The sequence below is a fragment of the Streptomyces sp. NBC_01210 genome (genome assembly GCF_036010325.1).
In the GTDB taxonomy this organism is placed as follows: domain Bacteria; phylum Actinomycetota; class Actinomycetes; order Streptomycetales; family Streptomycetaceae; genus Streptomyces.
Window position 1 is genome coordinate 8,030,933 of record NZ_CP108549.1, and the last position, 23,662, is coordinate 8,054,594.

22 protein-coding genes and 1 pseudogene are annotated in these 23,662 nt (G+C 69.2%); 11 read left to right on the forward strand and 12 right to left on the reverse strand.

Annotation, left to right across the window (positions count from 1 at the left end; genetic code table 11):
* Positions 1-5: 5 nt before the first annotated feature.
* Positions 6-235, forward strand: a pseudogene (locus tag OG735_RS42135) (IS5/IS1182 family transposase); the annotation flags it as partial.
* An 8-nt stretch (positions 236-243) separates the two neighbouring features.
* On the opposite strand, the gene OG735_RS36230 reads toward OG735_RS42135, so the two are convergent.
* Positions 244-1,107 (reverse strand): TIGR03619 family F420-dependent LLM class oxidoreductase, encoded by an 864-nt coding sequence (locus OG735_RS36230; protein WP_327327366.1) that lies wholly within the window; start codon positions 1,105-1,107, stop codon positions 244-246.
* Positions 1,108-1,117: 10 nt separating this feature from the next.
* Positions 1,118-2,083: a proline iminopeptidase-family hydrolase gene (locus OG735_RS36235; RefSeq protein WP_327327367.1), complete on the reverse strand. Its 966-nt coding sequence runs from the start codon at positions 2,081-2,083 to the stop codon at positions 1,118-1,120.
* 259 nt (positions 2,084-2,342) lie between these two features.
* Here OG735_RS36235 and OG735_RS36240 point away from each other — a divergent pair, with 259 nt between their 5' ends.
* The 4 genes from OG735_RS36240 (at position 2,343) to OG735_RS36255 (ending at position 6,622) form a co-directional block, all read left to right on the forward strand.
* Positions 2,343-3,374 carry a methyltransferase gene (locus tag OG735_RS36240; RefSeq protein WP_327327368.1) on the forward strand — a complete coding sequence of 344 codons (1,032 nt, stop codon included), beginning with the start codon at positions 2,343-2,345 and terminating at the stop codon, positions 3,372-3,374.
* Positions 3,375-3,422: 48 nt separating this feature from the next.
* A complete protein-coding gene (locus tag OG735_RS36245; protein ID WP_327327369.1) occupies positions 3,423-4,454 on the forward strand; it encodes a methyltransferase in 1,032 nt (343 codons plus the stop codon).
* A gap of 89 nt (positions 4,455-4,543) precedes the next feature.
* The gene (locus OG735_RS36250) at positions 4,544-4,981 is read left to right on the forward strand and encodes an acyl-CoA thioesterase (RefSeq protein ID WP_327327370.1); all 438 of its coding nucleotides are present in this window, start codon (positions 4,544-4,546) and stop codon (positions 4,979-4,981) included.
* Between the two features lie 351 nt (positions 4,982-5,332).
* On the forward strand, positions 5,333-6,622 hold the full coding sequence (locus tag OG735_RS36255; protein WP_327327371.1) for an MFS transporter: 1,290 nt from the start codon (positions 5,333-5,335) through the stop codon (positions 6,620-6,622).
* A gap of 263 nt (positions 6,623-6,885) precedes the next feature.
* Here OG735_RS36255 and OG735_RS36260 read toward each other — a convergent pair whose 3' ends face one another.
* From OG735_RS36260 to OG735_RS36275, 4 genes are read right to left on the reverse strand one after another with little or no spacing between them, the layout of a single operon-like run.
* Positions 6,886-8,241, reverse strand: coding sequence for a GH1 family beta-glucosidase (locus OG735_RS36260; RefSeq protein WP_327327372.1), 1,356 nt, complete (start codon positions 8,239-8,241; stop codon positions 6,886-6,888).
* Between the two features lie 32 nt (positions 8,242-8,273).
* The gene (locus tag OG735_RS36265) at positions 8,274-9,137 is read right to left on the reverse strand and encodes a carbohydrate ABC transporter permease (protein WP_327327373.1); all 864 of its coding nucleotides are present in this window, start codon (positions 9,135-9,137) and stop codon (positions 8,274-8,276) included.
* Positions 9,130-10,134 carry a carbohydrate ABC transporter permease gene (locus tag OG735_RS36270; RefSeq protein WP_327327374.1) on the reverse strand — a complete coding sequence of 335 codons (1,005 nt, stop codon included), beginning with the start codon at positions 10,132-10,134 and terminating at the stop codon, positions 9,130-9,132. Before OG735_RS36270 ends, OG735_RS36265 begins: the two co-directional genes overlap by 8 nt.
* Positions 10,135-10,144: 10 nt before the next feature.
* Entirely contained in the window at positions 10,145-11,449 is a 1,305-nt protein-coding gene (locus OG735_RS36275; protein WP_327327375.1) for an ABC transporter substrate-binding protein, read from the reverse strand.
* Between the two features lie 142 nt (positions 11,450-11,591).
* Between OG735_RS36275 and OG735_RS36280 the strand changes: the two genes are divergently transcribed.
* Both OG735_RS36280 and OG735_RS36285 read left to right on the forward strand, forming a co-directional pair.
* The gene (locus tag OG735_RS36280) at positions 11,592-12,866 is read left to right on the forward strand and encodes an ROK family transcriptional regulator (RefSeq protein ID WP_327327376.1); all 1,275 of its coding nucleotides are present in this window, start codon (positions 11,592-11,594) and stop codon (positions 12,864-12,866) included.
* Between the two features lie 78 nt (positions 12,867-12,944).
* Positions 12,945-14,162 carry a transglycosylase family protein gene (locus OG735_RS36285; protein WP_327327377.1) on the forward strand — a complete coding sequence of 406 codons (1,218 nt, stop codon included), beginning with the start codon at positions 12,945-12,947 and terminating at the stop codon, positions 14,160-14,162.
* Here OG735_RS36285 and OG735_RS36290 read toward each other — a convergent pair.
* A complete protein-coding gene (locus tag OG735_RS36290; RefSeq protein WP_327327378.1) occupies positions 14,064-15,122 on the reverse strand; it encodes a DMT family transporter in 1,059 nt (352 codons plus the stop codon). The genes OG735_RS36285 and OG735_RS36290 overlap by 99 nt on opposite strands.
* 284 nt (positions 15,123-15,406) lie before the next feature.
* Between OG735_RS36290 and OG735_RS36295 the strand changes: the two genes are divergently transcribed.
* From OG735_RS36295 to OG735_RS36310, 4 genes are all read left to right on the forward strand, one after another.
* Complete coding sequence (locus tag OG735_RS36295) at positions 15,407-16,126, forward strand: (2Fe-2S)-binding protein (protein ID WP_442812546.1); 720 nt, start codon at positions 15,407-15,409, stop codon at positions 16,124-16,126.
* 159 nt (positions 16,127-16,285) lie between these two features.
* A complete protein-coding gene (glgA, locus tag OG735_RS36300; protein WP_327327379.1) occupies positions 16,286-17,449 on the forward strand; it encodes a glycogen synthase in 1,164 nt (387 codons plus the stop codon).
* A 46-nt stretch (positions 17,450-17,495) separates the two neighbouring features.
* Positions 17,496-18,713: a glucose-1-phosphate adenylyltransferase gene (gene glgC, locus OG735_RS36305; protein ID WP_327327380.1), complete on the forward strand. Its 1,218-nt coding sequence runs from the start codon at positions 17,496-17,498 to the stop codon at positions 18,711-18,713.
* A gap of 169 nt (positions 18,714-18,882) precedes the next feature.
* The gene (locus OG735_RS36310) at positions 18,883-19,299 is read left to right on the forward strand and encodes an ATP-binding protein (RefSeq protein WP_327327381.1); all 417 of its coding nucleotides are present in this window, start codon (positions 18,883-18,885) and stop codon (positions 19,297-19,299) included.
* Positions 19,300-19,328: 29 nt separating this feature from the next.
* On the opposite strand, the gene OG735_RS36315 is transcribed toward OG735_RS36310, so the two are convergent.
* The 5 genes from OG735_RS36315 to OG735_RS36335 all read right to left on the reverse strand — a co-directional run bounded on the left by OG735_RS36315 (position 19,329) and on the right by OG735_RS36335 (position 23,632).
* Positions 19,329-20,138 carry an endo alpha-1,4 polygalactosaminidase gene (locus tag OG735_RS36315; RefSeq protein ID WP_327327382.1) on the reverse strand — a complete coding sequence of 270 codons (810 nt, stop codon included), beginning with the start codon at positions 20,136-20,138 and terminating at the stop codon, positions 19,329-19,331.
* Positions 20,135-20,794, reverse strand: coding sequence for a spherulation-specific family 4 protein (locus OG735_RS36320; RefSeq protein ID WP_327327383.1), 660 nt, complete (start codon positions 20,792-20,794; stop codon positions 20,135-20,137). The genes OG735_RS36315 and OG735_RS36320 overlap by 4 nt, the downstream gene beginning before the upstream one ends.
* Positions 20,795-20,942: 148 nt before the next feature.
* Positions 20,943-21,839 (reverse strand): NAD-dependent epimerase/dehydratase family protein, encoded by an 897-nt coding sequence (locus OG735_RS36325; RefSeq protein ID WP_327327384.1) that lies wholly within the window; start codon positions 21,837-21,839, stop codon positions 20,943-20,945.
* 8 nt (positions 21,840-21,847) lie between these two features.
* The gene (locus tag OG735_RS36330; protein ID WP_327327385.1) at positions 21,848-22,561 is read right to left on the reverse strand and encodes a nucleotidyltransferase family protein; all 714 of its coding nucleotides are present in this window, start codon (positions 22,559-22,561) and stop codon (positions 21,848-21,850) included.
* 69 nt (positions 22,562-22,630) lie between these two features.
* The gene (locus OG735_RS36335) at positions 22,631-23,632 is read right to left on the reverse strand and encodes an SDR family NAD(P)-dependent oxidoreductase (RefSeq protein WP_327327386.1); all 1,002 of its coding nucleotides are present in this window, start codon (positions 23,630-23,632) and stop codon (positions 22,631-22,633) included.
* Positions 23,633-23,662 lie beyond the last annotated feature (30 nt).

Below are 23,662 nucleotides of genomic sequence, written 5' to 3' on the forward strand. Positions count from 1 at the left end.
AGCGCATCGACGCCGATACTGAGCGGTCGTCGCCACCGCCCGACCGGTGCCGGGTAACAAGGCCGATGCCCAGGTTTGGCGGAACTCCGGCCCACCCGCCCAGTGCCAGGGCGTCACCGTGACGGCCGACGACGCCTGCATCAACACCGGGCTCATTGTCCCGCACCGCAAACGTCCCGGTCGGCCGCTACTGGCGGGCGAGGAGGCGGACAACGCCGCCCATCGCAAGGCCCGGAACACGCTTCAGGCCGGAGCCGCCCCGAGCTTGCGGGGCGCGTGCCGCTCCACGAACTCTTCGAGCTCCGGCACCGTCAGGTCCATGGGCGGTACGACGACGAGCCGATCCACTCCGAGTTCCGCGTACCTGCTCACCGTGGCGACGTCCAGCGGCCGGGCCGGGGCCACGGAGATCTTGAGCGGTCTGTCCTGCCGTCCGGCGCGGTCGGAGAGCTCCTTGAGCGTGCGCACCTGTTCCGCGGTGGAGCGTACGCCGACGAGATAGCCGAACCACTCGTCGCCGTGGGCGACCGCGCGCCGATGTGCCGCGGCACTGTGTCCGCCGATCGCCAGTGGCACCCGGCGCTGCAGGGGCCGCGGGCGGGCGTCGACGCACTCGAAGTCGGCATGCGAGCCGTGAAAGACGGGCTTGTCCATGTACCACAGCGCGTTGATGGCCTGGAGGTACTCATCCGCCCGTGCGCCACGGCCGGCCATAGGGACGCCCACCGCGCTCATTTCGGGCTCCAGATAGCCGACGGCGGCCCCGAAGATCAGGCGGCCCGCGCTGACCACGTCCAGGCTGGCCAGCTGCTTGGCCAGTACCACGGGGTTGCGCTGCGGAAGGACGACGCAGCCGGTGCCCAGCCTGATCCGCTCCGTGTGGGCCGCCAGATGCGTCAGGGCCACCACGGGATCGAGCAGTGGAGTGTCCGGCTCCAGCGGCGACTCCTCGGTACGAGGGCGGGGCAGGACGACATGGTCGGCCGCCCACAGCGAGTCGTAGCCGAGCCGTTCGGCCTGCTGGGCGATGCGGGCCGAGACCGCCGGATCCGCCGCGGCGTTCATATTCATCCCGAACAGGCCGACAGTGGGGGTGGTTGATGCCATGACGGTCATGCTAACCACGCCCGACGATCGTTGCCGTTCCAGCCGTCGGGCCGCTCTGCCGTGCGAGGAACGTTTCGACCACCGTGCGAAAACGGACGGGTTCCTCGAGATGCGGCATGTGGCTCGACTCCTCGAAGAGGACCCACTCAGCCTGGGGCACGCCGCGTTGGATCTCCTCGACGGCGCGGGGCGTCACTTCGTCGTGCCGTCCGGATACGAGCAGCACGGGAACCCGCACCCGGTCGAGTCGGTCGCGGATGTCCCAGCTCCGCAGAGTTCCGGTCATGGTGAATTCACTGGGCCCCATCATGGCTTCGTACACCGTGGGATTGGTTCCCACGTACTCAAGGGTTCGACGGAGTTCACCGGGCACGGGACGGGCGCGGCACACATGACGTCCGTAGAAGGCACGTACCGCCGTCTGATACTCCGGCGAGCCGGTGGTTCCCGCCGCCTCGTGGCGCTCGATCGGCTCCCGTACGTCCGGGGGAAGTTCCCTCAGCAGCCGGGCGACTTCCTCGCGGTAGGTCCACGACGACGCGAATCCGTCGGCGACGACGATCGACCTCAGCCCCGGCGGCCGCCGGACGGCCAGCTCAAGCGCCAGCATCCCACCCCACGAGTGTCCCAGTACGTGAAAGTCGTCTGCGATGCCCAAGTGACCGATCAGTACCTGAAGTTCGTCCACGAACAACTCGGGCTTCCAGAATTGGGCAGGGGCGTCCCCGTGGTGCTCGGAGCGCCCGTTGCCGACCTGGTCGTACAGCACGCAGGTCCGCCCCGTGCTCACGAGCTCGGCGACCGAGGTGAGGTAGTCGTGGGTCAGCCCCGGGCCGCCGTGGCAGATCACCAGCGGAGTCTGCTCGGGACCCTGGCCGGAGCCAGGGTCGGGCAAACTCACCACGCGGTACCACGTCTTATGCCCCTGCCACTCCACCGTGCCCTCGATCACGGTTGCGCCGTCCAGTGCCGTCAAGGCTGCCTCCACGTCCTCGGATACTCCGGGCCCCGCACCATCGGCGGGTGGGCATACGTGGCGCATCGTCGCCGCGCCCACTGACAGCTCGCTGACGCCCGGCTGACCGCTCAGGCGGACCGGGGCGGGAGCCCGGCGCGGTCAGCAATCGGTCAGTCACCCGTCAGCCCACAGGGCCAGGCTGATCCGTGACCGGTGACAGGCGCCCTCGCGCGCCGGGTCACGCGACCACAGTGCGATGCCGTATGGAGGCAGACCCTTGAGCGATGCGCAACCGACCCAGGCCACGGAGATCGCAGCGGCAGTCAGGCAGGTCCTCGGCGACTCGCTCGGCTACCTCTACCCCGCCGCACTGCGCGTGGCCCTGCGTAACGACATCGCCGACCACCTCACCGACGGTCCCAAGACGGCCCAGCAACTCGCCGAACTCACCGGCGTACACGGCCCTTTCCTCCACCGGGTACTGCGCTTCCTGGCAACCCGCGGCATCTTCAGGGAAGACCAGTCCTCGGCCTTCCACCTCACTCCCGCCGCACACGTCCTGCGCACCGACACCCCCTACTCCGTACGCTCCACGGCCCTGCTGCTGACCGATGAGATGTACTGGCAGTCGACCGGACGCCTCGAGGACACCGTCCGCGAGGGCGGCACCGTCTTCAACGACATCTTCGGCGCCCCCCTCTTCGACTATCTCGACCAGAACGAGGAGAGCGCAGGGATCTTCCACACCGGCATCGCCGATCTGTCGACCATCGAGCAGGGCGGCATCGCGGGAAGTTACGACTTCCCGGAGACCGGGAAGATCGTCGACATCGGCGGCGGTCCCGGCGGCTTCCTGCGCACGGTGCTCGCTAACAACCCTGGCTTGCAAGGCATGTTGTACGAACAGGACGCGGTGCTCCAGCAGCATCAGCTCGACGACGAGGCGATCGAGGGCCGTTGGGAGACGGCCGAGGGGAACTTCTTCGACGTCGCGCCCACCGGCGGCGACATCTACGTCCTCAAGCGCGTTCTGCACGACTGGAGCGACGACGACAGCCTCCGGATTCTTCAGGCCGTCCGGAAGGCCATGTCCGACCAGTCCCGCCTCCTGGTCATCGACGCCGTGGTGCCGCCCGGCAACGATCCGCACCCGGCCAAGCTGTACGACGTGGCGATGATGACGATCTTCGACGGCAAGGAGCGCACCGAGCCGGAGTTCAAGGAACTCCTCGGTGCCGCCGGCCTCCGGCTGGTGCGGGTCGTCCCCACTCCGGGGACGGTGTCAATCATCGAAGCGGTGACGGCCTGAGCGGCTGACAGCCAACTGCTCATGAACAAGACACAGGGAGACGAACCCTTGAGCGATGCGCAACCGGCCCAGGCCACGGAGATCGCAGCGGCAGTCAGGCAGGTCCTCGGCGACTCGCTCGGCTACCTCTACCCCGCCGCACTGCGCGTGGCCCTGCGTAACGACATCGCCGACCACCTCACCGACGGTCCCAAGACAGCTCAGCAACTCGCCGAACTCACCGGCGTACACGGCCCCTTCCTCCACCGGGTACTGCGCTTCCTGGCAACCCGCGGCATGTTCAGGGAAGACCAGACCTCGGCCTTCCACCTCACTCCCGCCGCACACGTCCTGCGCACCGACACCCCCTACTCCGTACGCTCCACGGCCCTGCTGTTCACGGATGAGATGTACTGGCAGTCAGCCGGACGCCTCGAGGACACCGTCCGCGACGGCAGCACCGTCTTCAACGACATATTCGGCGCCCCCCTCTTCGACTACATCCAGGGCGAAGGGGAGCGCGAGCGGCTCTTCAGCGATGCGATGGACACCATGTCCATGACGGAGCAGAGCGGCATCGTCGCCAGCTACGACTTCCCTGAGACGGGAACGGTCATCGATCTCGCCGGCGGTCTGGGCGGCTTCCTGCGCACCCTGCTCACCAGGAATCCCGGTCTGCACGGCGTCCTTTTCGAACGTGAATCTGTCCTCCAGCGGCACACGTTGGACGACGCCGCGATCGAGGGGCGCTGGAAGACCGCCGTGGGGGACTTCTTCGAGGCCGTACCGCCCGGTGCGGACTTCTATGTCCTCAAGCGCATCGTCCACGACAAGAGCGACGCCGACAGTCTGCGCATTCTGCGAACCGTACGCGGCGCCATGACCGAGCGGTCGCGCCTCCTGATCGTCGACGCGGTGCGCCCGCACGTGGACATCTCGCCGTCCGTCACCATCTCCGACGTGTTGATGCTGACCGTGTTCGAGGGACGAGAACGCACCGAGCAGGAACTGGAGGAGCTGCTCGCCGCCGCTGACCTCAAGTCGCTCAAGGTCATCTCCACGCCGGGAACACTGTCCATCGTGGAGGTCGCTCCGGTCTGACACGGAAGTGGCTGATTCTCCCTGCCGAGGATGATCCCCACTGTTACCGTCCAGAATTCGGCTCGTCCCAGCACACCTCGGAGGCAGGCATGACCCAGCACGAGACGACCGTGGAGCGCGGCATCGTCGAACCCGGCTACACGCACTTCGACGAGCTCGATTCGATGGGCTTCGTGCACAACGCCCGCTACATGGTGCTGGTGGAACGGGCGTTGACCACATTCTGGGCACGCAAAGGATTCGCGTTCACCGACGGGAAGTACACCCACCCCGACGTGTTCCTGGCTGTGGCGGAGTTCTCGATCAGTTACCGGGCACCCATTCGCGGCACCGGTGAGATCGGCATCCACCTCTGGATAGACAAACTCTCCGACTCCAGCGCGGTGTACGGATTCCGCGTACTGTCCGCGGACGGCGGCGTGGTGCATGCCGAGGGGCAGCGAGTGCACATCCGGCTCGACCCCAAGACGCTGCGCCCCACGTCATGGAGCCCTGCCTTCCACGAGGTTGCAGAGACCCTGCTCTGATCGTCGGCCGCCGGCGCCCTGATACGAGGGCTGATCAGCGGTGGAGATGTCGCATTACGGCCCCGGGCTTGTCGGCCCGGGGCCGTAGGCATGTCCAGGATGCGCCATCGGGACCGTGTCAACGCCGTGTCAGCGTCCGGTCAGCCACCCGGACCAAACTGTCCGTATTCACACGTCACACCAACGGCACCGCTGCCGGCCAGGTCTACGGCAGGGGGCCGCGATTCGCGCCGTATCGCCCGTTCGAACGCTTCCAGCAGGGTCCTGGGCGACTCGAGACGCCCGGTCACCTGGTGATCGGCTGCGCCGGCTCATAGGACCGGGCAAACGCCACCCGACCGAAAGGCCACGATGATCCCTGAAGCCCGGTCCGCCCCTGCCACCACCCCTGTGCCGGACACGCTCGCCGAACCGGTCACGCGGGTCGGCCGAAGGTTCGTGGGCGGCATCGCGCTCGTCAGTCTGGGCATGTGGACCGCGTTGTACACCCCGATACAGGTACTGCTCGCCCAGCAGCTGGAGACGATCGACCCGGGCCACAAGGAGTCGGCACTCGGTCTGGTCACCGGGCTCGGCGCGGTGATAGCACTGGTCGCCACCCCGATCGCGGGCGCCCTGTCGGACCGCACCACCTCGCGTTTCGGCCGCCGCAGGCCCTGGCTGGCCGGCGGCGCGCTGGGCACAGCGCTGGGCCTGGGGATCCTGGCCCCGCAGACCACGGTGACAGGCGTCGCGCTCGGCTGGTGCCTGGTGCAGCTGTCGCTCAGCGCGATGCTCGCAGGCCTGGTCGCCGAGGTGCCCGACCATGTCCCGATCGCGCAGCGTGCCGTCGTGAGCGCGTGGGTGGGAGCCACTCAGCCCCTGGCCGTCGTGCTCGGTACGGTCCTGGTGACCGTCGCTGTGAGCGGACCCCACAGCGGTTACCCCCTGGTCGCCGCCGTCGTGGTCCTGTTCGCCGTGCCGTTCGTGTCGTCGGTCAAGGACGCCCGGCTGCCGCGCTCCGCGGTGCCCGCCGTGGGCTTGTCGCGATTCCTGGCCGGGTTCTGGATCAGCCCTCGTCGCCACCGCGACTTCGCCCTTGCGTGGCTGACGCGACTGCTCGTACAGCTCGGCAACGCCACAGGAACGCTGTACCTGCTCTACTTCCTGCGCGACGAGGTGCACTACGAACAGCGGTTTCCCGGACGCGAGGCCGAACAGGGGCTGCTGACTCTCGTCGTCCTCTACACCGTCGGCATCGTGCTCACCGCGTTCATCGGCGGTGTGGTGTCCGACCGGCTCGGCCGGCGCAAGTCGCTGGTCACGGCGTCCGGTGTGGTGATCGCGCTCGGCTCGGCTTTGCTGGCGATCTGGCCGACATGGCCGACCGCGCTGGTGGCCGCGAGCCTGATGGGCCTCGGTTACGGCGTCTACGTCTCGGTGGACCAGGCGCTGATCACCCAGGTGCTGCCCACCGCGGGCGACCGAGGACGGGATCTCGGTGTCATCAACATCGCGAACTCCATCCCGCACGTGCTGGCACCGGCCATCGCCGCCGTACTGGTCACTCACTTCGGAGGCTACCCGGCGCTCTTCGCGTTCACCGCCGCCCTCACGCTGCTCGGCGCTGTCCTGGTGCAATGGATCCGGAGCGTGCCCTGACGGCAGCAGGGGCGGAGCTCGACCGCCGGACTCACGACCCGTCCCTTCGCACCCTGTCGCCCCACGCGTTCGAGCGATGAAGCTGCCGATGCTCCGGATACAGGCCTGCGGCAGCGACCTTGCCGGGTGCGTCATTGTCGCCGCCGAGGCCGACAAGGCAGAACAAAGAAACCACAGGTCAGATGCCTGACCTGCGGTTACCTTTGAGTCGCCTTCGGGATTCGAACCCGAGACCTGCGCAAGACGAGTGCGCAGGCCTGCGATCACGCCGCCCTGCGCGCCCTTCGCGACGCGGCGCGGATGATGTCCGCGTACCGGTGCCCGCTGCCCTTGATGGTGCGGCGCTGCGTCGCGTAGTCGACGTGGACAAGGCCGAACCGCTTGTCGTAGCCGTACGCCCACTCGAAGTTGTCCAGCAGCGACCAGGCGAAGTAGCCGGCGACCGGCGCGCCCTGGCGGGCGGCCCGTCCACAGGCCGCCAGGTGCTCCTCCAGGTACTGGACGCGCTCGGGGTCGTCGATCGTCCCGTCCGCCCGGACGACGTCCGGATAGGCCGAGCCGTTCTCGGTGACATGGATGCGCTGCGCGCCGTATTCCTCGGTCAGTCGGAGGAGGAGTTGTTCCAGGCCGTCCGCATGGACCTCCCAGTCCATGGCCGTGTGCCGGGCGCCCGGTAGATAGATCTGTTTGGCGTACGGCACGGGGCCGGTCGGGTCGGCGGTGACGATCTGGCGGAAGTAGTAGTTCAGCCCCAGCCAGTCCAGCGGCGCCGCGATGGTCTTCACGTCACCTGCGTGCTCCGGAAGTTCGACGCCGTACAGTTCGAGCATGTCCTGCGGATAGCCGCGGCCGTGGATCGGGTCGAGCCACCAGCGGTTGGTGTGGCCGTCCGCCCGGACGGCGGCGGCGTGGTCCTCCGCGCGATCGGTCGCCGGCTCGATCGGGCTGAGGTTGTTGACGATGCCGACGCGCGCGTCGGACGAGGCCGCGCGGATCGCCTGGACGGCCAGACCGTGGCCGAGGTGCAGATGGTACGAGGCGTGCACCGCGGCCCTGAGATCGGTCAGGCCCGGCGCCATCCGGCCCTCCAGATGGCCGATCCACGCCGAGCAGAGTGGCTCGTTGAGCGTCGCCCAGTCCTTGACCCGGTCGCCGAGCCGTTCGGCGACGGCGGAGGCGTACACCGCGAAGTGCTCCGCGGTCTCGCGGGCCGGCCAGCCGCCCTGGTCCTGGAGCGTCTGCGGCAGGTCCCAGTGGTAGAGCGTCGCGAACGGCGTGATGCCCGCGTCGAGGAGACCGTCGACCAGCCGGTCGTAGAAGGCGAGGCCCGCCCTGTTCACCGGCCCGTCTCCGCCGGGCACGATCCGCGGCCAGGCGATCGAGAACCGGTAGGCGCCGATGCCGAGTTGCTTCATCAGCCCGATGTCTTCCGGCCAGCGGTGGTAGTGGTCGCAGGCCACATCGCCGGTGTCGCCGCCCGCGACCGCTCCCGGCGTGTGGGAGAAGGTGTCCCAGATCGACGGGGAGCGGCCGTCCTCGGCCACGGCCCCCTCGATCTGGTACGCGGCGGTGGCTGCGCCCCAAGTGAAGTCGGCCGGAAGGGCGTTGAGGTCGTTCACGGACTGCCTTTCTGCTGGGGTCGGTGGACGGATCACTTGACGGCGCCCGCGGTGAGGCCGGCGACGAGATAGCGCTGGAGCAGCAGGAACCCGGCGACCACCGGCACGCTGACGACAAGCGAAGCGGCCATGACCTGGTTCCAGTAGACGTCGTTCTGGGTGGCGTAGCCCTTGAGCCCGACGGAGAGCGTGCGGGTGACGTCGTTCGTCATCACGGAGGCGAACAGCACTTCGCCCCAGGCCGTCATGAACGCGTAGACGGCCACGGCGACGATGCCGGGGACGGCGGCCGGCACCACGACCCGGAAGAGCGCGCCGAGCGGTCCGCAGCCGTCCACCATCGCGGCCTCGTCCAGATCCCGCGGGATCGAGTCGAAGTAGCCGATCAGCATCCAGATGGAGAAGGGGAGCGAGAACGTCAGATAGGTGAGGATCAGCCCGCCGCGTGAGCCGTACAGGGCGATGCCGGTGCTGTTCCCGATATTGACGAAGATCAGGAACAGCGGAAGCAGGAAGAGGATGCCGGGGAACATCTGGGTGGACAGCACCGTGATGGTGAAGACCCGTCGGCCGTGGAATCGGTAGCGGCTCACGGCGTACGCGGCGAACACCGCGATCACCACCGACAGGACGGTCGCCGCACCCGCCACGATCAGTGAGTTGAGGAAGTAGCGGGCGAGCGGAACGGTGTTCCAGATGTCGAAGTACGGCCGGATCGTGAGCCCCGACGGAATCCACTGGAACTTCCCCGACACGTCCTGCAGCGGCTTGACCGAGCTGCTGACCATCACATAGACGGGAAGCAGCGCGAACGCCGTGAGGAACGTCAGCACGACGCGGCGCGTCCAGAGAAACGACTGCGGCGGCGCACTCGGAGACCTGGGCGGCTTAGGCATCGGCGCCCCTCCTTCCACGGGAGGTGAGCAGCAGATGGACGGCCGTCACCAGCAGCAGGAACAACAGCAGCAGGACCGACATCGCGGATCCCGAGCCGAAGTTCCAGGCGACGAACGACGACTGGTAGATATGGACCGAGATCAGGTCGGCGGCCTCCGGAGCGGCCCTGCCGAACAGCACATACGGCGTGTTGAAGTCGTTGAAGGTCCACAGGAACAGCACGAGCACCAGTACCTGGTTGACCGGGCGCAGCGACGGCAGCGTGATCTTGCGGATCTGCTGCCAGACGCCTGCGCCGTCGATCGCCGCCGCCTCGTACAGCTCGCGCGGGATGTTCTGCAGCCCCGCCATGACGATGAGGAAGGCGAACGGCCAGGACTTCCAGACCGCGACCACGACCAGCGCGATGAAGCTGTTGTCGCCGATCAGCCAGAAGGACGGCTGGTCGGTGAGGCCGAGCTGGTCGTGCAGCACATGGTTGATCAGGCCGTTGTCGCGCTGGAACATGAAGGCCCAGGTGATGACGGCGGCGTACACCGGCAGGGCGTACGGGGTGAGGAAGACGGCACGCAGGAAGCCGCGGCCGCGGAAGTTCTCCTGCATCATGATCGCCGCGCCGACGCCGAACAGCCAGGACAGTCCGACGGCGAAGACGGTGAACAGGCAGGTGACGTAGAAGGAGTGGAGCAGGGCCTGGCCGATCGGCGCGTCGAAGTCGACGGCGACCTTGTAGTTGTCGAGCGCCGCCCAGGGGGCCTCGCCCCAGTTGCGGATGTAGAACTGCGTGAGTCGGCGGAAGCTCATCACGATGCCCATGACCATCGGAATGAGATGGACGAGCAGTTCGAGCACGACGGCCGGCAGGAGCAGGAGATAGGGCAGACCGCCGTGGCGGATACGGTCCGGGATACGCGGAAGTCGTCTGCGCGCGTCCCCCTTGCCCGAGCCCGCACCGCTGTCGGCCCGGTCCGTCCGGCCGGGAGCCACGGTGGTCATAGGGAAGCCCTCACTGCTGCATCTGCTGCTGGGCCTTGGCCAGGCGTGCCCTGACGGACTCGGTCGTCACCGGCAGTCCGGCCGCGGCATCCGCCCACAGCTGCTTGACGGCGGTGCCGACAGCCGTCTCGAACTGCGACTCGGTCGGCACCTGGGGCAGCGGCGCGGCGCCGGCGGTCAGCGTGTCGCGCAGGACCTTCAGATCGGGCGCGGAGAACGCCGGGTCCTGCTGCGCGGCCTTGACCGGCGGAATGGATCCGTACGTCTTGTTGAGCAGCTTCTGCTCGGCGTCGCTCGTCATGAACTTCACGAACTTCTTGGCGCCGTCGATGTTCTTCGTGTTCTTGAAGACCGCCATATTGATGCCCGCGACCATGGAGTTGGTGTTCCGGCCGGTGCCGGGAGCGCCGGCGGGGACCGGTACGGGCGCCACGCCCCAGTCCGCGGGCTTCATGCCCTGCGCGGCGAACGTCGATGCGGCGGCCTGCCACAGCACCATGGCCGTCCTGCCGCGTGCGAAGTCCTGGAGGGACTGGTTCTGGGCGTACTCCGCGTTGCCGGGAGCGATGATCTTGTCCTTGGCCATGAAATCGACATACTGCTTCACCGCGGCGACTGCGCCGTCCGAGGTGAAGGTGGGCTTGGCCGAGGAGTCGAAGAAGTCCGCGCCGTGCTGCTTTCCGAGGACAAAGACCTGGTGGATGTTGTTCGCGAGGTTTCCGCCTTCGGCGCCCAGCGCCCATTTCCCGTTCTTCGAGAGCTTCTTGCCGTCCGCGACCAGCTGGTCCCAGGTGGCCGGCGGCTGCGAGATGCCCGCCTCGGCGAACATCTTCTTGTTGTAGTAGAGCGCGTACGCGAGCGAGTACAGCGGTACGGCCGCGGGGTCCTTGCCCTCCGCCCCGGCCGAGGCGACCGCCGAACCGACGAAGCGGTCACGTCCGCCGATCGCGTCGAAGTTCTTCCGGTCCCAGGGCAGCAGTGCGCCGGTCGCCTGGAGGGAGGCCGACCAGGTGTTGCCTATGTTGAGGACGTCGGGGCCCTGGCCGGACGTGGTGGCGGCGAGGATCCGGTTGAGGAGATCGGACCAGGGGACCACCTCGAGCTTGACCTTGATGCCCGTCTGCTGCTCGAACTTCTTGAGTTCGGGTGTGAGGATCTTCTTGTCGGCTTCGATGTCGGGGCCCTGATTGGAGGCCCAGTACGTGAGCGTCTTGGGCGATTCGTTGCTGCCGCCTCCGTCGGCGGAGGTGCCCCCGCCGCAGCCTGTGACGGCGGCGAGTGCGGTGACGGCTGCTGCGGCTCTGATCGTGCGCATGAGAGGTGGCCCCTTCCCGGGGGTGGCTGCGTTCGGTTCCCGAACGGTCTCCCTGGCTTAATTCATGCCGTGATTTAAGAGGTGAGGGAAGTGCGCGTCAAGGTCTGCGGCCGGGGTATGTTGCGTCCAGGGAAGGAGCATCATGGCGGAGCGCGACAGACGGACAGTGCGCGACCTGCGGCGCGGCAACCGCGCCCGGGTACTGCAACGGTTGTATTTCGACGGCCCGTTGAGCCGCCAGGAGCTCGGCCCCGCTACCGGGCTGAGTTCAGGATCCATCAGCAACGTCGTCTCGGAGCTCGTCGCCGAGGGAGTGCTGGAGGAGGCCGGAGTGGTCGACTCCGACGGCGGCCGCCCGCGCACCCTGCTGCGCGTCACCCCCGGCGGCGGACTGGTGATCGGCATCGACATCGGCGAGACCCGCGTACGTGTCGAACTCTTCGACCTCTCGCTCACCGAACTCGCCCGCACCGAAAGCCCGCTGGCCCAGCACGGCTACGACGTCGAGCGCATCGTCGCCCATGTCCGCACCGGCGTCTTTGACGTCCTGCGGGACGCGGACGCAGACGCGACGAGTCTTCTCGGCATCGGGATCGGCGTCCCCGGAATCATCGAACAGGACACCCCCGACGGCGCGGTCGTACACGGCCAGACCATCGGCTGGAGCGCGGTGCCCTTCGAGAAGCTCCTCCGCGCCGCCGTCGAACTGCCCCCAGAAGTACCGCTGTTCATCGACAACGGCGCCAGGACGCTCGGCCAGGCCGAAATGTGGTTCGGCGGCGGCCGCGGCGCCCGCGAGGCCGCCGTCGCGCTCATCGGCTCCGGAGTCGGCGCCTGTGTCGTGCACGCCGCCACGCCCGACGAGAACGCCAGCAGCAGTGCGCTCGAATGGGGCCATACGACCGTACGGATCCGGGGACGACGGTGCCGCTGCGGCTCTCTCGGCTGTCTGGAGGCGTACGCGGGCGCGGAAGCGCTGCGCGAACGCTGGCAGGAGGCGGGCGGACCGCCGGCGGCCGACGTCGACGACGAGGCCGGGCTGGCCGCGCTGCTCTCCGCGGCCTTCCCCGGCCCGGACGGCCCCGAGCCCGACCCGGTGGCACTCTCACTGCTCGACGACACCGCCGAGTACCTGGGTGCGGCCGTCGCCGACCTGATCAACCTCTTCCGGCCCGAACGCATCCTGCTCGGCGGTTGGGCCGGACTGCTGCTCGGCCCGCACCTCCTCCCCGAAGTGCGCCGGTACGCGGGGGAGTACGCTCTGCGCCACGCAGGCGCCCGCACCACCATCGAACTGGGACAGCTCGGTCCGGACGCGGTCACCGTCGGCGCTGCGACACTGCCGCTCGCCGACTTCCTGGCGCGTGGCGGCAGTCGGCCGCCGGCCGTCACCCGGGCCACAGTGCGCGGGAGCTGACCCCTTGTCATGGCGCGTGCGGTGCACCTAGTTTGGCCGCTTGTGATGTGACCTGCATACCAGTGGGGGAGTCCCGAGATGGCCGCAACCGGTCGGCACCGTCGATACCAGCCGAGCCGCATCAACCGTGCTTCTCTCACTGTCACGGCGGGCGGTGCGGGCATGGCTCTGCCGCTCATCGGCGCGGGCACGACCCATGCTGCCTCGGTGGACGTCTGGGAGAAGGTCGCGTCCTGCGAGTCCACCAACAACTGGAAGATCAACACCGGCAACGGCTACTACGGCGGGCTGCAGTTCACCCAGTCCACCTGGGAGGCGTACGGGGGCAGGGAGTTCGCCCCGCGCGCGGATCTCGCCGGCAAGGACCAGCAGATAGCCATCGCCGAGAGGGTCCTCAAGGGCCAGGGGCCCGGGGCCTGGCCCGTCTGCTCCACCCGCGCCGGGCTCACCCGTGGCGGTGACGCCCCCGACATCGCACCGGCGAGGCGATTAGCGCCGCAGAGTGAGCACAGATACGAACGCAAGGCAGCGCCGAAGAAGGCCACGCCGACCACCGTGCCCACACATCGCGAGGGCTACACGGTCGCCCGCGGCGACTCACTCTCCAAGATCGCGGACTCCGAGCAGGTCAGGGGCGGCTGGCATCAGCTGTACGCACAGAACCGCACCGTCGTCGGCCCCGACCCCGACCTCATCCACCCGGGCCAGAAGCTGATCCTGCGCGTCGAGGCTCCCAAGCCCGACCCGAGGCCCGACCCGACCGCTGCGCCGGCCAAGCAGAAGCCGAAGGACCGGCCCAAGCAGCAGGCGCCGAAGCAGGAGCGGCCCAAGAAGCAGGCTCCCAAGAAGCAGGCGCCCAAGCAGGTGCACGCGGCCAAGCCCGCGCACCGGAGCGGACTCAGCGCCCCCGTGCAAGCGAGCCCCGGCACCCCCTACGGCAAGCCCGGCTCCGCCTGGGCCAGTGGCTACCACACCGGCTTGGATTTCCCGGTCCCCACCGGCACCTCGGTGAAGGCCGTCGCCTCCGGCCGCGTCGTCTCGGCCGGCTGGGGTGGCGCGTACGGCTATCAGGTCGTCATCCGCCACGCGGACGGCAAGTACAGCCAGTACGCGCACCTGTCGGCGCTCACCGTGCGCTCCGGCCAGCAGGTCAGCAGCGGTCAGCGGATCGCACGCTCGGGTTCCACCGGCAACAGCTCAGGGCCGCATCTCCATTTCGAGGTGCGTACGGGTCCCGGATACGGGTCCGACATCGATCCCGTCGCCTACCTCAGATCGGGTGGCGTCTCCGTCTGACGGGCGCCCGTGCGGAGGTATGTGGCGCCCTCGGGGTTCCACATGGCGCATCCGCGGTTCCGATCGGCGGACCGGCTGTTGCGAGGGGCGTTTCCGCGCGTCCGCCTCCGCCGGTGATTCCGCCTCCGCGCGCGTCGCCTTGATCCGCTCCGTCGTCAGCAGCATCAGCCCGCCCGCCGCCACGACACCGAAGCCGAGCGCGAACACGGTGCCCGGCACGCCGTACCGGAAGGTCTCACCGAACATCGTGATGCCGACAGCGGCCGCCACCACCGGATTGACGACCGTGACCGTGGCCAGCGGGGCAGCGAGTCCCGCGCCGTGGTAGGAGGACTGGGAGAGCAGCAGACCACCGCAGGCCAGGGCGGCGATCACCAGCAGGCTCGGCCACTGGTCGAGCGGCGCGGACCACGTCCAGTCCACCGCGACGGTTTTGGTGAACACCGAGGCGATACCGAAGGCCACACCCGCGGCGGCGGCGAGCAGCACACTGCGGATGATCGGCCGGTTCACGGTCTGGGCGGCCAGGAAGAGCAGCGCCACACCGACGAAGGTCGCGGCGGCCAGCACCCCGCGCTGCCCGCCGTCCAACGAGTGGGAGGTGGATGTGCCGGTCAGCGCCAACAGCCCGGCCAGCCCGACGGTCGCCATGATCGCGCCGCGCCAGGCGGCGGCCCCCGCCCTGCGCCGTACGAACAGCGCCGCCATCGGCAGCGCGAAGACGATTGTCAGCGCGCCGAGCGGCTGGACCAGGCTCAGCGGCCCGTACGCCAGCGCCATCACATGCAGCACGGCGCCGAGCCCGTTGAGAGCGACGGCGCCCCACCATGCGGCGTGGTGCAGCGGTGCGTACGGCCGTGCCGAGGTGGAGGCAGCCACATGCTCCTGCGTGATCGCCCCGGCCGCATAAGCGACCGCGGAGACCAGTGACAGCACCACGGCCAGCGCGAGGGAACTCATAGAGACCACGATCTCCCGCTTCAGCGTTCACGTCGTCGTCCTTGAGCAGGCACTTGGACCTACTGCCGAAGTAGTACGCGCGTCGGTCAAATCCCCCTCTCGGCGGGGGCGCACGTCGGCGAGAGGGAGACCGACCGGCTCGGTTCCAAGACGTACTCACCCATATGGACGCATACGGCGTTCTCCGTCCAGTGTCCCCGCCCCGGCCGGGCATCGCGAGCCGTGACTACGGTGACCTGGTGCGGGCATTCCGCATGTCAGGGGCAGAACACCTCGTACGGGTGATGACAGAGAGCGGGAGCGTGGGCGTGGATCTGGAGGAGGTGGGCTCCGTCGGTGGCTTCTTCGCCCTGCGGACCGGCACACCGGGCGAGCGGCAGCTCCCGCTGGCGCGGCTGTACGCGGGTGACACCGCGCCGCTCACGGCCCGTATCGACACGGTCGCAACCCGCCTTCGCGCCCCCGAGCGCAGGGTCGCCGCCTCCATCGCCCACCTGGGACTCGCCGCCCGGCTCTGGTCGGTCGCGCTGGGCTCCGCCGCACTGTACGGACAGCTGCCCGACCTCGACCCCACGCGGCTGCACTGGGACCCGGACCGCAGCGCCCCCGACGATCTGCGGCTGACCGTCGCACATCCGTTGCCGGCGACCGCGGAAACGGTCCGTGAGGTGGTGCAGTACGGCCACCTCGTGCCCCTGGCGGACGCGCTCCACGCCGACGTACGGATCTCCCGGCAACTGCTGTGGGGCAACGCGGGCTCCGCACTCGCCGGGGCCGTGCGCGAACTCCACGCCTGGGCGCGGCGCAGTGGCCGGCCGGAAGTGGGCGAACGGGCATCGGCGCTCGCCGCCGGACTCTTCGCCCACCCCGATCTGTCCGGCACGGTCCACGGTCCCGCGCTGCGGCGCCGCAGCTGCTGCCTCTACTACCGCTGCCCGGGGGGCGGGCTGTGCGGCGACTGCGTCTTCGACCGTCCGCCGCGGCGCTCCGCGCAGCGGTCCTGACCGCGGTCTTCCGCGCACGCCGTATGTGAGTGACCATCGTGGGGTGCTGTTTCTTCCCGGGGGACGCAGTCCCCGATTGCGGCTCCGCCGCGGGCCGGCCCCCCGGCCGGAAAGCAGGCCATGGGGGCTGAACCAACCGCCTTCGCGAGGTGAGTCTCCGTGAAGGTGGGACTGCTCACGCGTGAGTTTCCGCCGGACGTCTACGGGGGCGCCGGGGTCCATGTGGAGTTCCTGGCCCGGGAGTTACGAGCTCTCGCCGACATCGAGGTGCACTGCTGGGGAGAGGGCGCGGCCGAAGGGGTCCTGCGCCACCAGCCGCTCGCCGGACTCGACGGCGCTAACGACGTACTGCGCACCTTCTCCGTCGACCTCGCGATGGCCGCCGAGCTCCAGGGCCGCGAACTGGTCCACTCCCACACCTGGTACGCCAATCTCGCCGGTCATCTCGCCAAACTGCTCCACGGCGTACCGCATGTGATGACCGCGCACTCGCTGGAGCCGCTGCGCCCCTGGAAGACCGAGCAGCTGGGTGGCGGCTACGCCCTCTCCAGCTGGGCCGAGCGCACGGCGATCGAGGCCGCGGACGCGGTGATCGCCGTCTCCCGCGGTATGCGCGCCGACATCCTCGCCTGCTATCCCGCCCTCGATCCGGACCGGGTGCATGTCGTCCACAACGGCATCGACACCCGTCTGTACCGTCCCGACCACGAGACGACCGCACTCGAGCGGATCGGCCTCGACCCGCACCGCCCGTTCGTCCTCTTCGTCGGCCGTATCACCCGGCAGAAGGGCGTCCCGCATCTGCTGCGCGCCGCCCGCTCCTTCGACCCGGACGCCCAGCTGGTGCTGGCGGCCGGCGCCCCCGACACCCCGGAGATCGGACATGAGTTCCGGGAGCTGGTCGAGGAGCTGGACCGCGTACGCGACGGGGTGCACTGGATTCCCGAGATGCTGCCGCGTCCGCAGGTGATCCAACTCCTCAGCCATGCCGCGGTGTTCGTCTGCCCCTCGGTGTACGAGCCGCTGGGCATCGTCAATCTGGAGGCCATGGCCTGCGGAACGGCTGTCGTCGCGTCGGCGGTCGGCGGCATCCCCGAGGTCGTGGAGGACGGACGCACGGGACTGCTCGTGCCCTACGACGCCGCTCACCCCGAAGCCTTCGAGTCGGGTCTCACCCAGTCGGTGAACCGGGTTCTCGACGACGCCGGGGAGGCAGCGAGGATGGGCGCGGCCGGACGGGATCGCGCGGTTCGTGAGTTCGGCTGGGACCAGGTGGCCCGGCGCACGTACGAGGTGTACGAGGAGTTGCTCAAACAGCCATAGCGGCCATGGCGGGCATGGCGGGCATGGCACGCATAGAGGGGGCGCGATGCGCGGTGGACCTTCGGTGCTCGGAATCGTACTGGCCGGCGGGGAGGGCAAGCGGCTGATGCCGCTCACCGCCGACCGGGCAAAACCGGCGGTGACCTTCGGCGGCATGTACCGGCTCGTCGATTTCGTCCTCTCCAGCCTCGTCAACGGCGACATCCTGCGTATCTGCGTACTGACCCAGTACAAGTCGCACTCGCTGGACCGCCATGTGACCACCACCTGGCGGATGTCGAGTCTGCTCGGCAACTACGTCACGCCCGTACCGGCCCAGCAGCGGCTCGGCCGGCGCTGGTATCTCGGCAGTGCGGACGCGATCCTGCAGTCACTCAACCTCGTCAACGACGAACAGCCCGACTACATCGCGGTGTTCGGCGCCGACCACGTCTACCGGATGGACCCGCGGCAGATGCTGCAGCGGCACATCGAGAGCGGAGCCGGCGTCACCGTCGCCGGGATCAAGGTGCCGCGCGCCGAAGCGTCCTCCTTCGGGATCATCACACCCGCCTCCGACGGCGCCCGGGTCGAGCGGTTCCTGGAGAAACCCGCCGACCCGCCGGGGCTGCCGGGTGACCCCGACCGGGTATTCGCCTCCATGGGCAACTACCTCTTCTCCACCAAGGTGCTCGTGGACGCTCTCCACCGGGACGCCGAGGACGAGCGCTCGGTCCATGACATGGGCGGCTCGATACTGCCGATGCTCACCGAGCGCGGTGTGGCACACCTCTACGACTTCGATGAGAACCATGTGCCCGGTGAGAGTGCGCGGGAGCACGGTTACTGGCGTGATGTGGGCACCATCGACACGTACTACGAAGCCCATATGGATCTGATTCCGGACCGTCCGGTCTTCGACCTCGACAACCGGCGCTGGCCCCTCTACACCCACTCCGGCCAGCTGCCGCCCGCCCGCCTCATCGGCGCGGGCATCGCGAGCGAGTCGATCATCAGCCCCGGCTGTGTCGTCCGCGGCCAGGTCACCCGGTCCGTGCTCTCGCCCGGCGTTGTCGTCGGAGAGGGGGCGGTGGTGCAGGGCTCGGTCCTCCACGACAACGTTCGCATCGGTCGGGGTGCGGTGGTGCGTGGCTCGATCCTGGACAAGAACGTGGATGTCCCGCCCGGCGCGACGATCGGCGTCAACCCCGAGCGCGACCAGGAGCTTTACACCGTCTCGAAGAACGGAGTCATCGCGCTGGGGAAGGGCCGGCGCGTGCTGTGAGGCTTGCCGGCCCAAAGAGGGGCCCCGCGGCTGATTGCCGATCGTGCCACCCGGGAATCACAGGGGTGAGGGGCCTGTCGTTGCGTGGATGCCTCCGACGGCTGCCCCAGTCGGTTTTCTTGGCCTGAACCGGCTGCCGAGACTGCCCAGTGAAGAACGGAGTGATTCCATGCGTGCGCACAGGCAAGCCCGTCGGCGAGCCGCATGCGCGACGTACACCCTGCCGCAGGCAGAGACATCGGCCCGCTGGGCGCGGCATCTGACGACCGCCTTCCTCACCAGCGGACGCGGCGAGGAGGTGTCCGGGGACCAGGTGGAAGACGTGACCCTGGTCGTCTCTGAGCTCGTCACCAATGCCACCCGGCACGGCCGCAGCGGCTGCCGACTCCGGCTGCACATCGACACCGGACTGGTCACCGTCGAAGTGGAGGACAGCAGTCCCATACCGCCGCGGTTGTGTTCAGCGCAGGAGTCGGACGAGGGCGGGCGGGGCATCGCGTTGGTGCGTCAGCTCGCGCAGCACTTCGCCGTGCGCGGCGGACCCGGCGGCGGCAAGACCGTACAGGCCGTACTCGCCTCGAGCTGAAGGAGAGCGGCTCTCCTTCAGCTGTGCCCTCAGCACGGCTGGCGCCACACCCCCAGATCGAGCTTCTTGCGCATGGAACTGAGCCCCAGCTGACGAGCACGCTTGCAGAACTTGTCGACCGGGAGCGCGTACTCGACATGGAAGACGGCCTTGCCGGCCTTCACAAAAGGTGTCAGCGCCGCACAGTCGCCGTACTGCGCGCATTCCTCGTTCACGGCGAAGTCGAAATCGCCCACCAGCTGGGGCACTTGAGGCAGATCGTTCTTCAGCCCCACCGACAGGCCGCGCTCGTGCGCCAGGCGCGCGATCATGCGGTTGTACGCGAGCTGGTGCGCGGCGGTCAGCGGAAAGCCGGTCTCGTTGAGATAGGCGTCCAGCAGATCGGGCTCGACCGCGTCGAAGCCGCGTGACCGGCAGATGTCCATGCGCTCGGCCATCAGCGGGCGGAGGGTGTCGAGACGGCGGATGTCCAGCCAGCGTTCGCCCTCCCAGCCGTTCTGGCCGCCCAGGACGGCGGCGGAGAAGTTCCTGTGGTCGGGGCGGAAGGACTCCCATGCGCCGGCGTTGATGTAGCAGATGACCTTGCGGCCGGCCCGGTGTAGCCGGCGGACGGTCGCCGCGTCGTTCTCGAAGCCGTCGATGTCGTAGACCGGTACGTCGACCCGGTCGTCGATCGGGCCGTCGAGCTGCCACTGCCAGGCGGTACCGGGCCGCGGCAGCCAGCGCGGTCCCGGAGTGGGGTGATCGGGGGTGGGGTCCGGAGGCGGGGCCGAGCAGGCTGCCAGCAGCAGAAGAGCGAGGCCGAGGATCACGGTCCGCAGCCGGGTCGTGCAGTTCATGAGGCCTTCCGGAGAACGGGCGGCAGGGCCGACCACGGGTTGGGCCCGTGGCCGGGTACGGCGCAGTGCACCGCGGCACGGCGGAGTTCCGCGGTACGGGCGGCGAGCCCGCAGAGCCCGGCCGGCACCCCGTGCACCAGGTGACAGAAGCGGGCCGGCGGATGACCGGCGGTCCAGGACGGGGCGGCCGGGGCCGCCCGGTAGGCGTCCCAGCCGCCCTCGAAGGTGACCAGCAGATCGGCGAGCGCCGCGTAGCCGGCGGCGGGATGGACGCCCGGGTTGAGCGCGACGGTCTGGCCGCCGCGGGCCCTGGCGGCACGGGTCAGCCGCCGATAGTGGCGCAGCCCGGCTGCGTCGGGAGCGACCTGGTCGAGGAAGAACCCGTCCGTGGCATACCAGTCGCGGTAGCGCTCGAAGTCGTGCACGACCGCCCGGGCCGGGCGGCGCCCGTAGTCGGTGTCCGCGTATCCCAGCACCCGTACACCGGCCGCCCGCAGCGCGCGGACGGCGGTGGTGAACGCCGGGTCGGGGGCGTCGCCGGGTCCGTCATCGATATTGAGCACGACGCCGTAGAGAAGTGGTGCGGATGCGACGAGGACGTTCCAGGCGTCGGGGTTGACGGCGGGGTGGACGTACATCGGCACGAGGAGTGTCATGCGTGACGGCCCTCCGTTGCCGTGCCGGCGGAGCCCGGATCGCCGCGGTGCGGCAGGTGGTTGCCGGGCGCGGGCCGGATGCTCGCCGCCGGTGCGCCGTTCTCTGCGGCCCAGCCGTCGAAGCACACGACCCGCCCCGTCGCCCCGGTCATCGGGCTGCCCCGGCCGGGGCCGATGACTCCCACAGAGCGGTGAGGGAGTCGTCCAAGGTGCGTTCCGGTCGCCAGTCCAGCGCGGCACGCGCCGCCGCGATGTCCGCGCACTGCCAGGACACGGCCGGCGAACGCGCCGAGCCGTCGCCCGTCTGCTCGAGGCGGCCGCGGAAGCCGGCCACCCTCACCAGTGAGTCCGCCAGTTCGCGTACCGCGGTGGCGCGGCCGCTGCCGATGTTGAGTACGGGCGGCAGCGGCCCGGCAGCCGTCGCCGCGCGGACGGCCGCGTCCGCGACGTCCCGTGCGTCGACGAAGTCACGGTGCGCGGACAGATCGCCGACCTGGACGGCGCCCTCGTCACCGGCACGCCGCAGCTCGCCGGCGAGCCGTCCGGGCAGCCCTGCGGCGGGCGCACCGGGACCGACGGGGTTGAAGACGCGGAGCACGACCGCGTCGAGTCCGGAGGAGTTGACGGCGACCGTACCGGCCAGCTTGGTGGCTCCGTACGGGCTCAGCGGCCTGGTTGCGGCCGACTCGGCGACGGGCGAGCCGGGTGCGGTCGGCCCGTACTCCGCGGCGGACCCGAGATGGACGAGCCGGGCGCCCGGTGCCGCGTCCCGCAGCGCCTCGCAGAGCGCGGCCGGACCGCGCGCGTTGATGTCGGTGAGGTGTACGGCGCTGCCGGCCACCGCGCCCGCGCAGTTGACGACAACGGAGGGCGAGGCCGCGTGCAGCGCCTCCGCGAGGAGGCCGGGACCGGCGGTGAGGTCGAAGGGCACATCGGCCGCCGCGGACCGCCCGCCGACGAGCAGCCGCACGCCCGGCAGGGCGCGCAGCTGCTCGGCGGTGTGCCCGCCCAGGAATCCGGTGGAGCCCAGGAGGAGGATGCGCACGGAACCTCTCACGCTCCCTTGAGGAGGAGACCGCGGTGGGTGGTGAACTCCGCGTTCGCCCGGTCGTAGTCGTCGGGGCGGCCGATGTCGAGCCAGTAGCCGTCGAAGTCGTAGGCGTGCGGCGGGTTCTGGGCCTTGAGCAGGTCCAGCACGAGCTCGTCGAAGCCGAGCGGCAGACCGGGCGTGTAGCCGGCGAGGGTTTCCCGGTTGAGTCCGTACACGCCCATGGAGACGCGGTAGTCCATGCTCGGCTTCTCGGCGAAGCCGACGACCTTGCCCGACTCCGTGGTGAGCACCCCGAAGTCGATGGCGACCTTGCGGGCGTAGGTGGCGACGGTGAGCGGTGCGTCGGACTCCCGGTGCTGCCTGATGACGTCCCCGTAGTCGAGGTCGGTGAGGATGTCGCCGTTCATGACGAGGAACTCGTCGGGCAGCCGGTCCATCATCGTGAGCAGCGGGCCCATGGTGCCGAGCGGGCTGTCCTCGGTGGAGTAGCCGACGCGCAGGCCCCATTGGGAGCCGTTGCCGACGTACGCGCGGATGATGTGTCCGAGGTGGCCGATGGCGATGGTGCAGCTCGTGAAGCCGGCGGCGGCGAGCTGGCGCAGCACTATCTCGAGGATCGCGTGTTGGTCACCGATGGGCACCAGCGGCTTCGGTAACGCGGTGGTGTACGGGCGGAGGCGGACGCCCTTGCCTCCGGCGAGGATCACTGCGTGCATGAAGACTCCCCTGTCAGTACTGTCGGTGTTCTGTTGGGTGGCGCTTGCGGACGCGGTGGTCGAGCGCGGTCAGACGTTGTAGATGCCGGTCTTGTAGCGGGCGAGGTTCGCCGGGTCGCGGAAGAAGCCGATGGTGTGCGCGAGCCCGTCCGTCAGGTCGAGCTCGGGCTGCCAGCCGGTGGCCGCGCGCAGCCGGGCGGCGTCGGCGACCAGCCGCATCACCTCGGAGCCCGTCGGCCGGATGCGCTCTTCGTCCTCGCGTACGTCGAGATCGACGTCCATCAACTTGCCGATGAGCCGGTTGAGTTCGCCGATCGAGATCTCACTGCCGGTCCCTGCGTTGAAGGTCTGGCCGACGACGTCCTCGGCCGGCGCGGTGCCGACGGCGAGAAAGGCACGTGCGGTGTCCTTCACATAGAGGAAGTCCCGTGTGGGGCGCAGATCCCCGAGCGTGATGACCCGTTCGCCCGCCGCGACCTGGCCGATGACGGTCGGGATGACCGCCCGCATCGACTGGCGCGGCCCGAAAGTGTTGAACGGGCGCAGGGTGACCACCGGAGTGTCGAAGCTGGCGTGGTAGCTGTCGGCGAGCCGGTCGCCGCCGGCCTTCGAAGCGGCGTACGGGGACTGGGTGTTGATGGGATGGTCCTCGGTGATCGGCACGGTCTGCGCGGTGCCGTACGTCTCGCTGGTGGAGGTGTGCACCAGACGGGGGATCCCCAGCTTGCGCACCGCCTCCAGCACATTGAGAGTGCCCGTGACATTGGTGTCCACGTAGCTGTGCGGGGCCCGGTACGAGTACGGGATCGCGATCAGTGCGGCGAGGTGGTAGACGGCCTCGGCTCCCTCGGCGAGCTGATACACGGAGCCGGGGTCGCGGACGTCCCCGAGGACGATCTCGACCTGGTCGAGGGTGTCGGGAGAGAGCGTCTCCAGCCATCCGTAGGAGGAGAAGGAGTTGTACTGGGCCATGGCGCGGACCCGGAAGCCGGCGGCGACGAGTGTCTCGGTCAGATGCGATCCGATGAACCCCTCGGCTCCGGTGACGGCGACAAGTGCGTTGGTTGTCACGAAAGCTGCTCCTCTGTTTCGGTGGTCGGG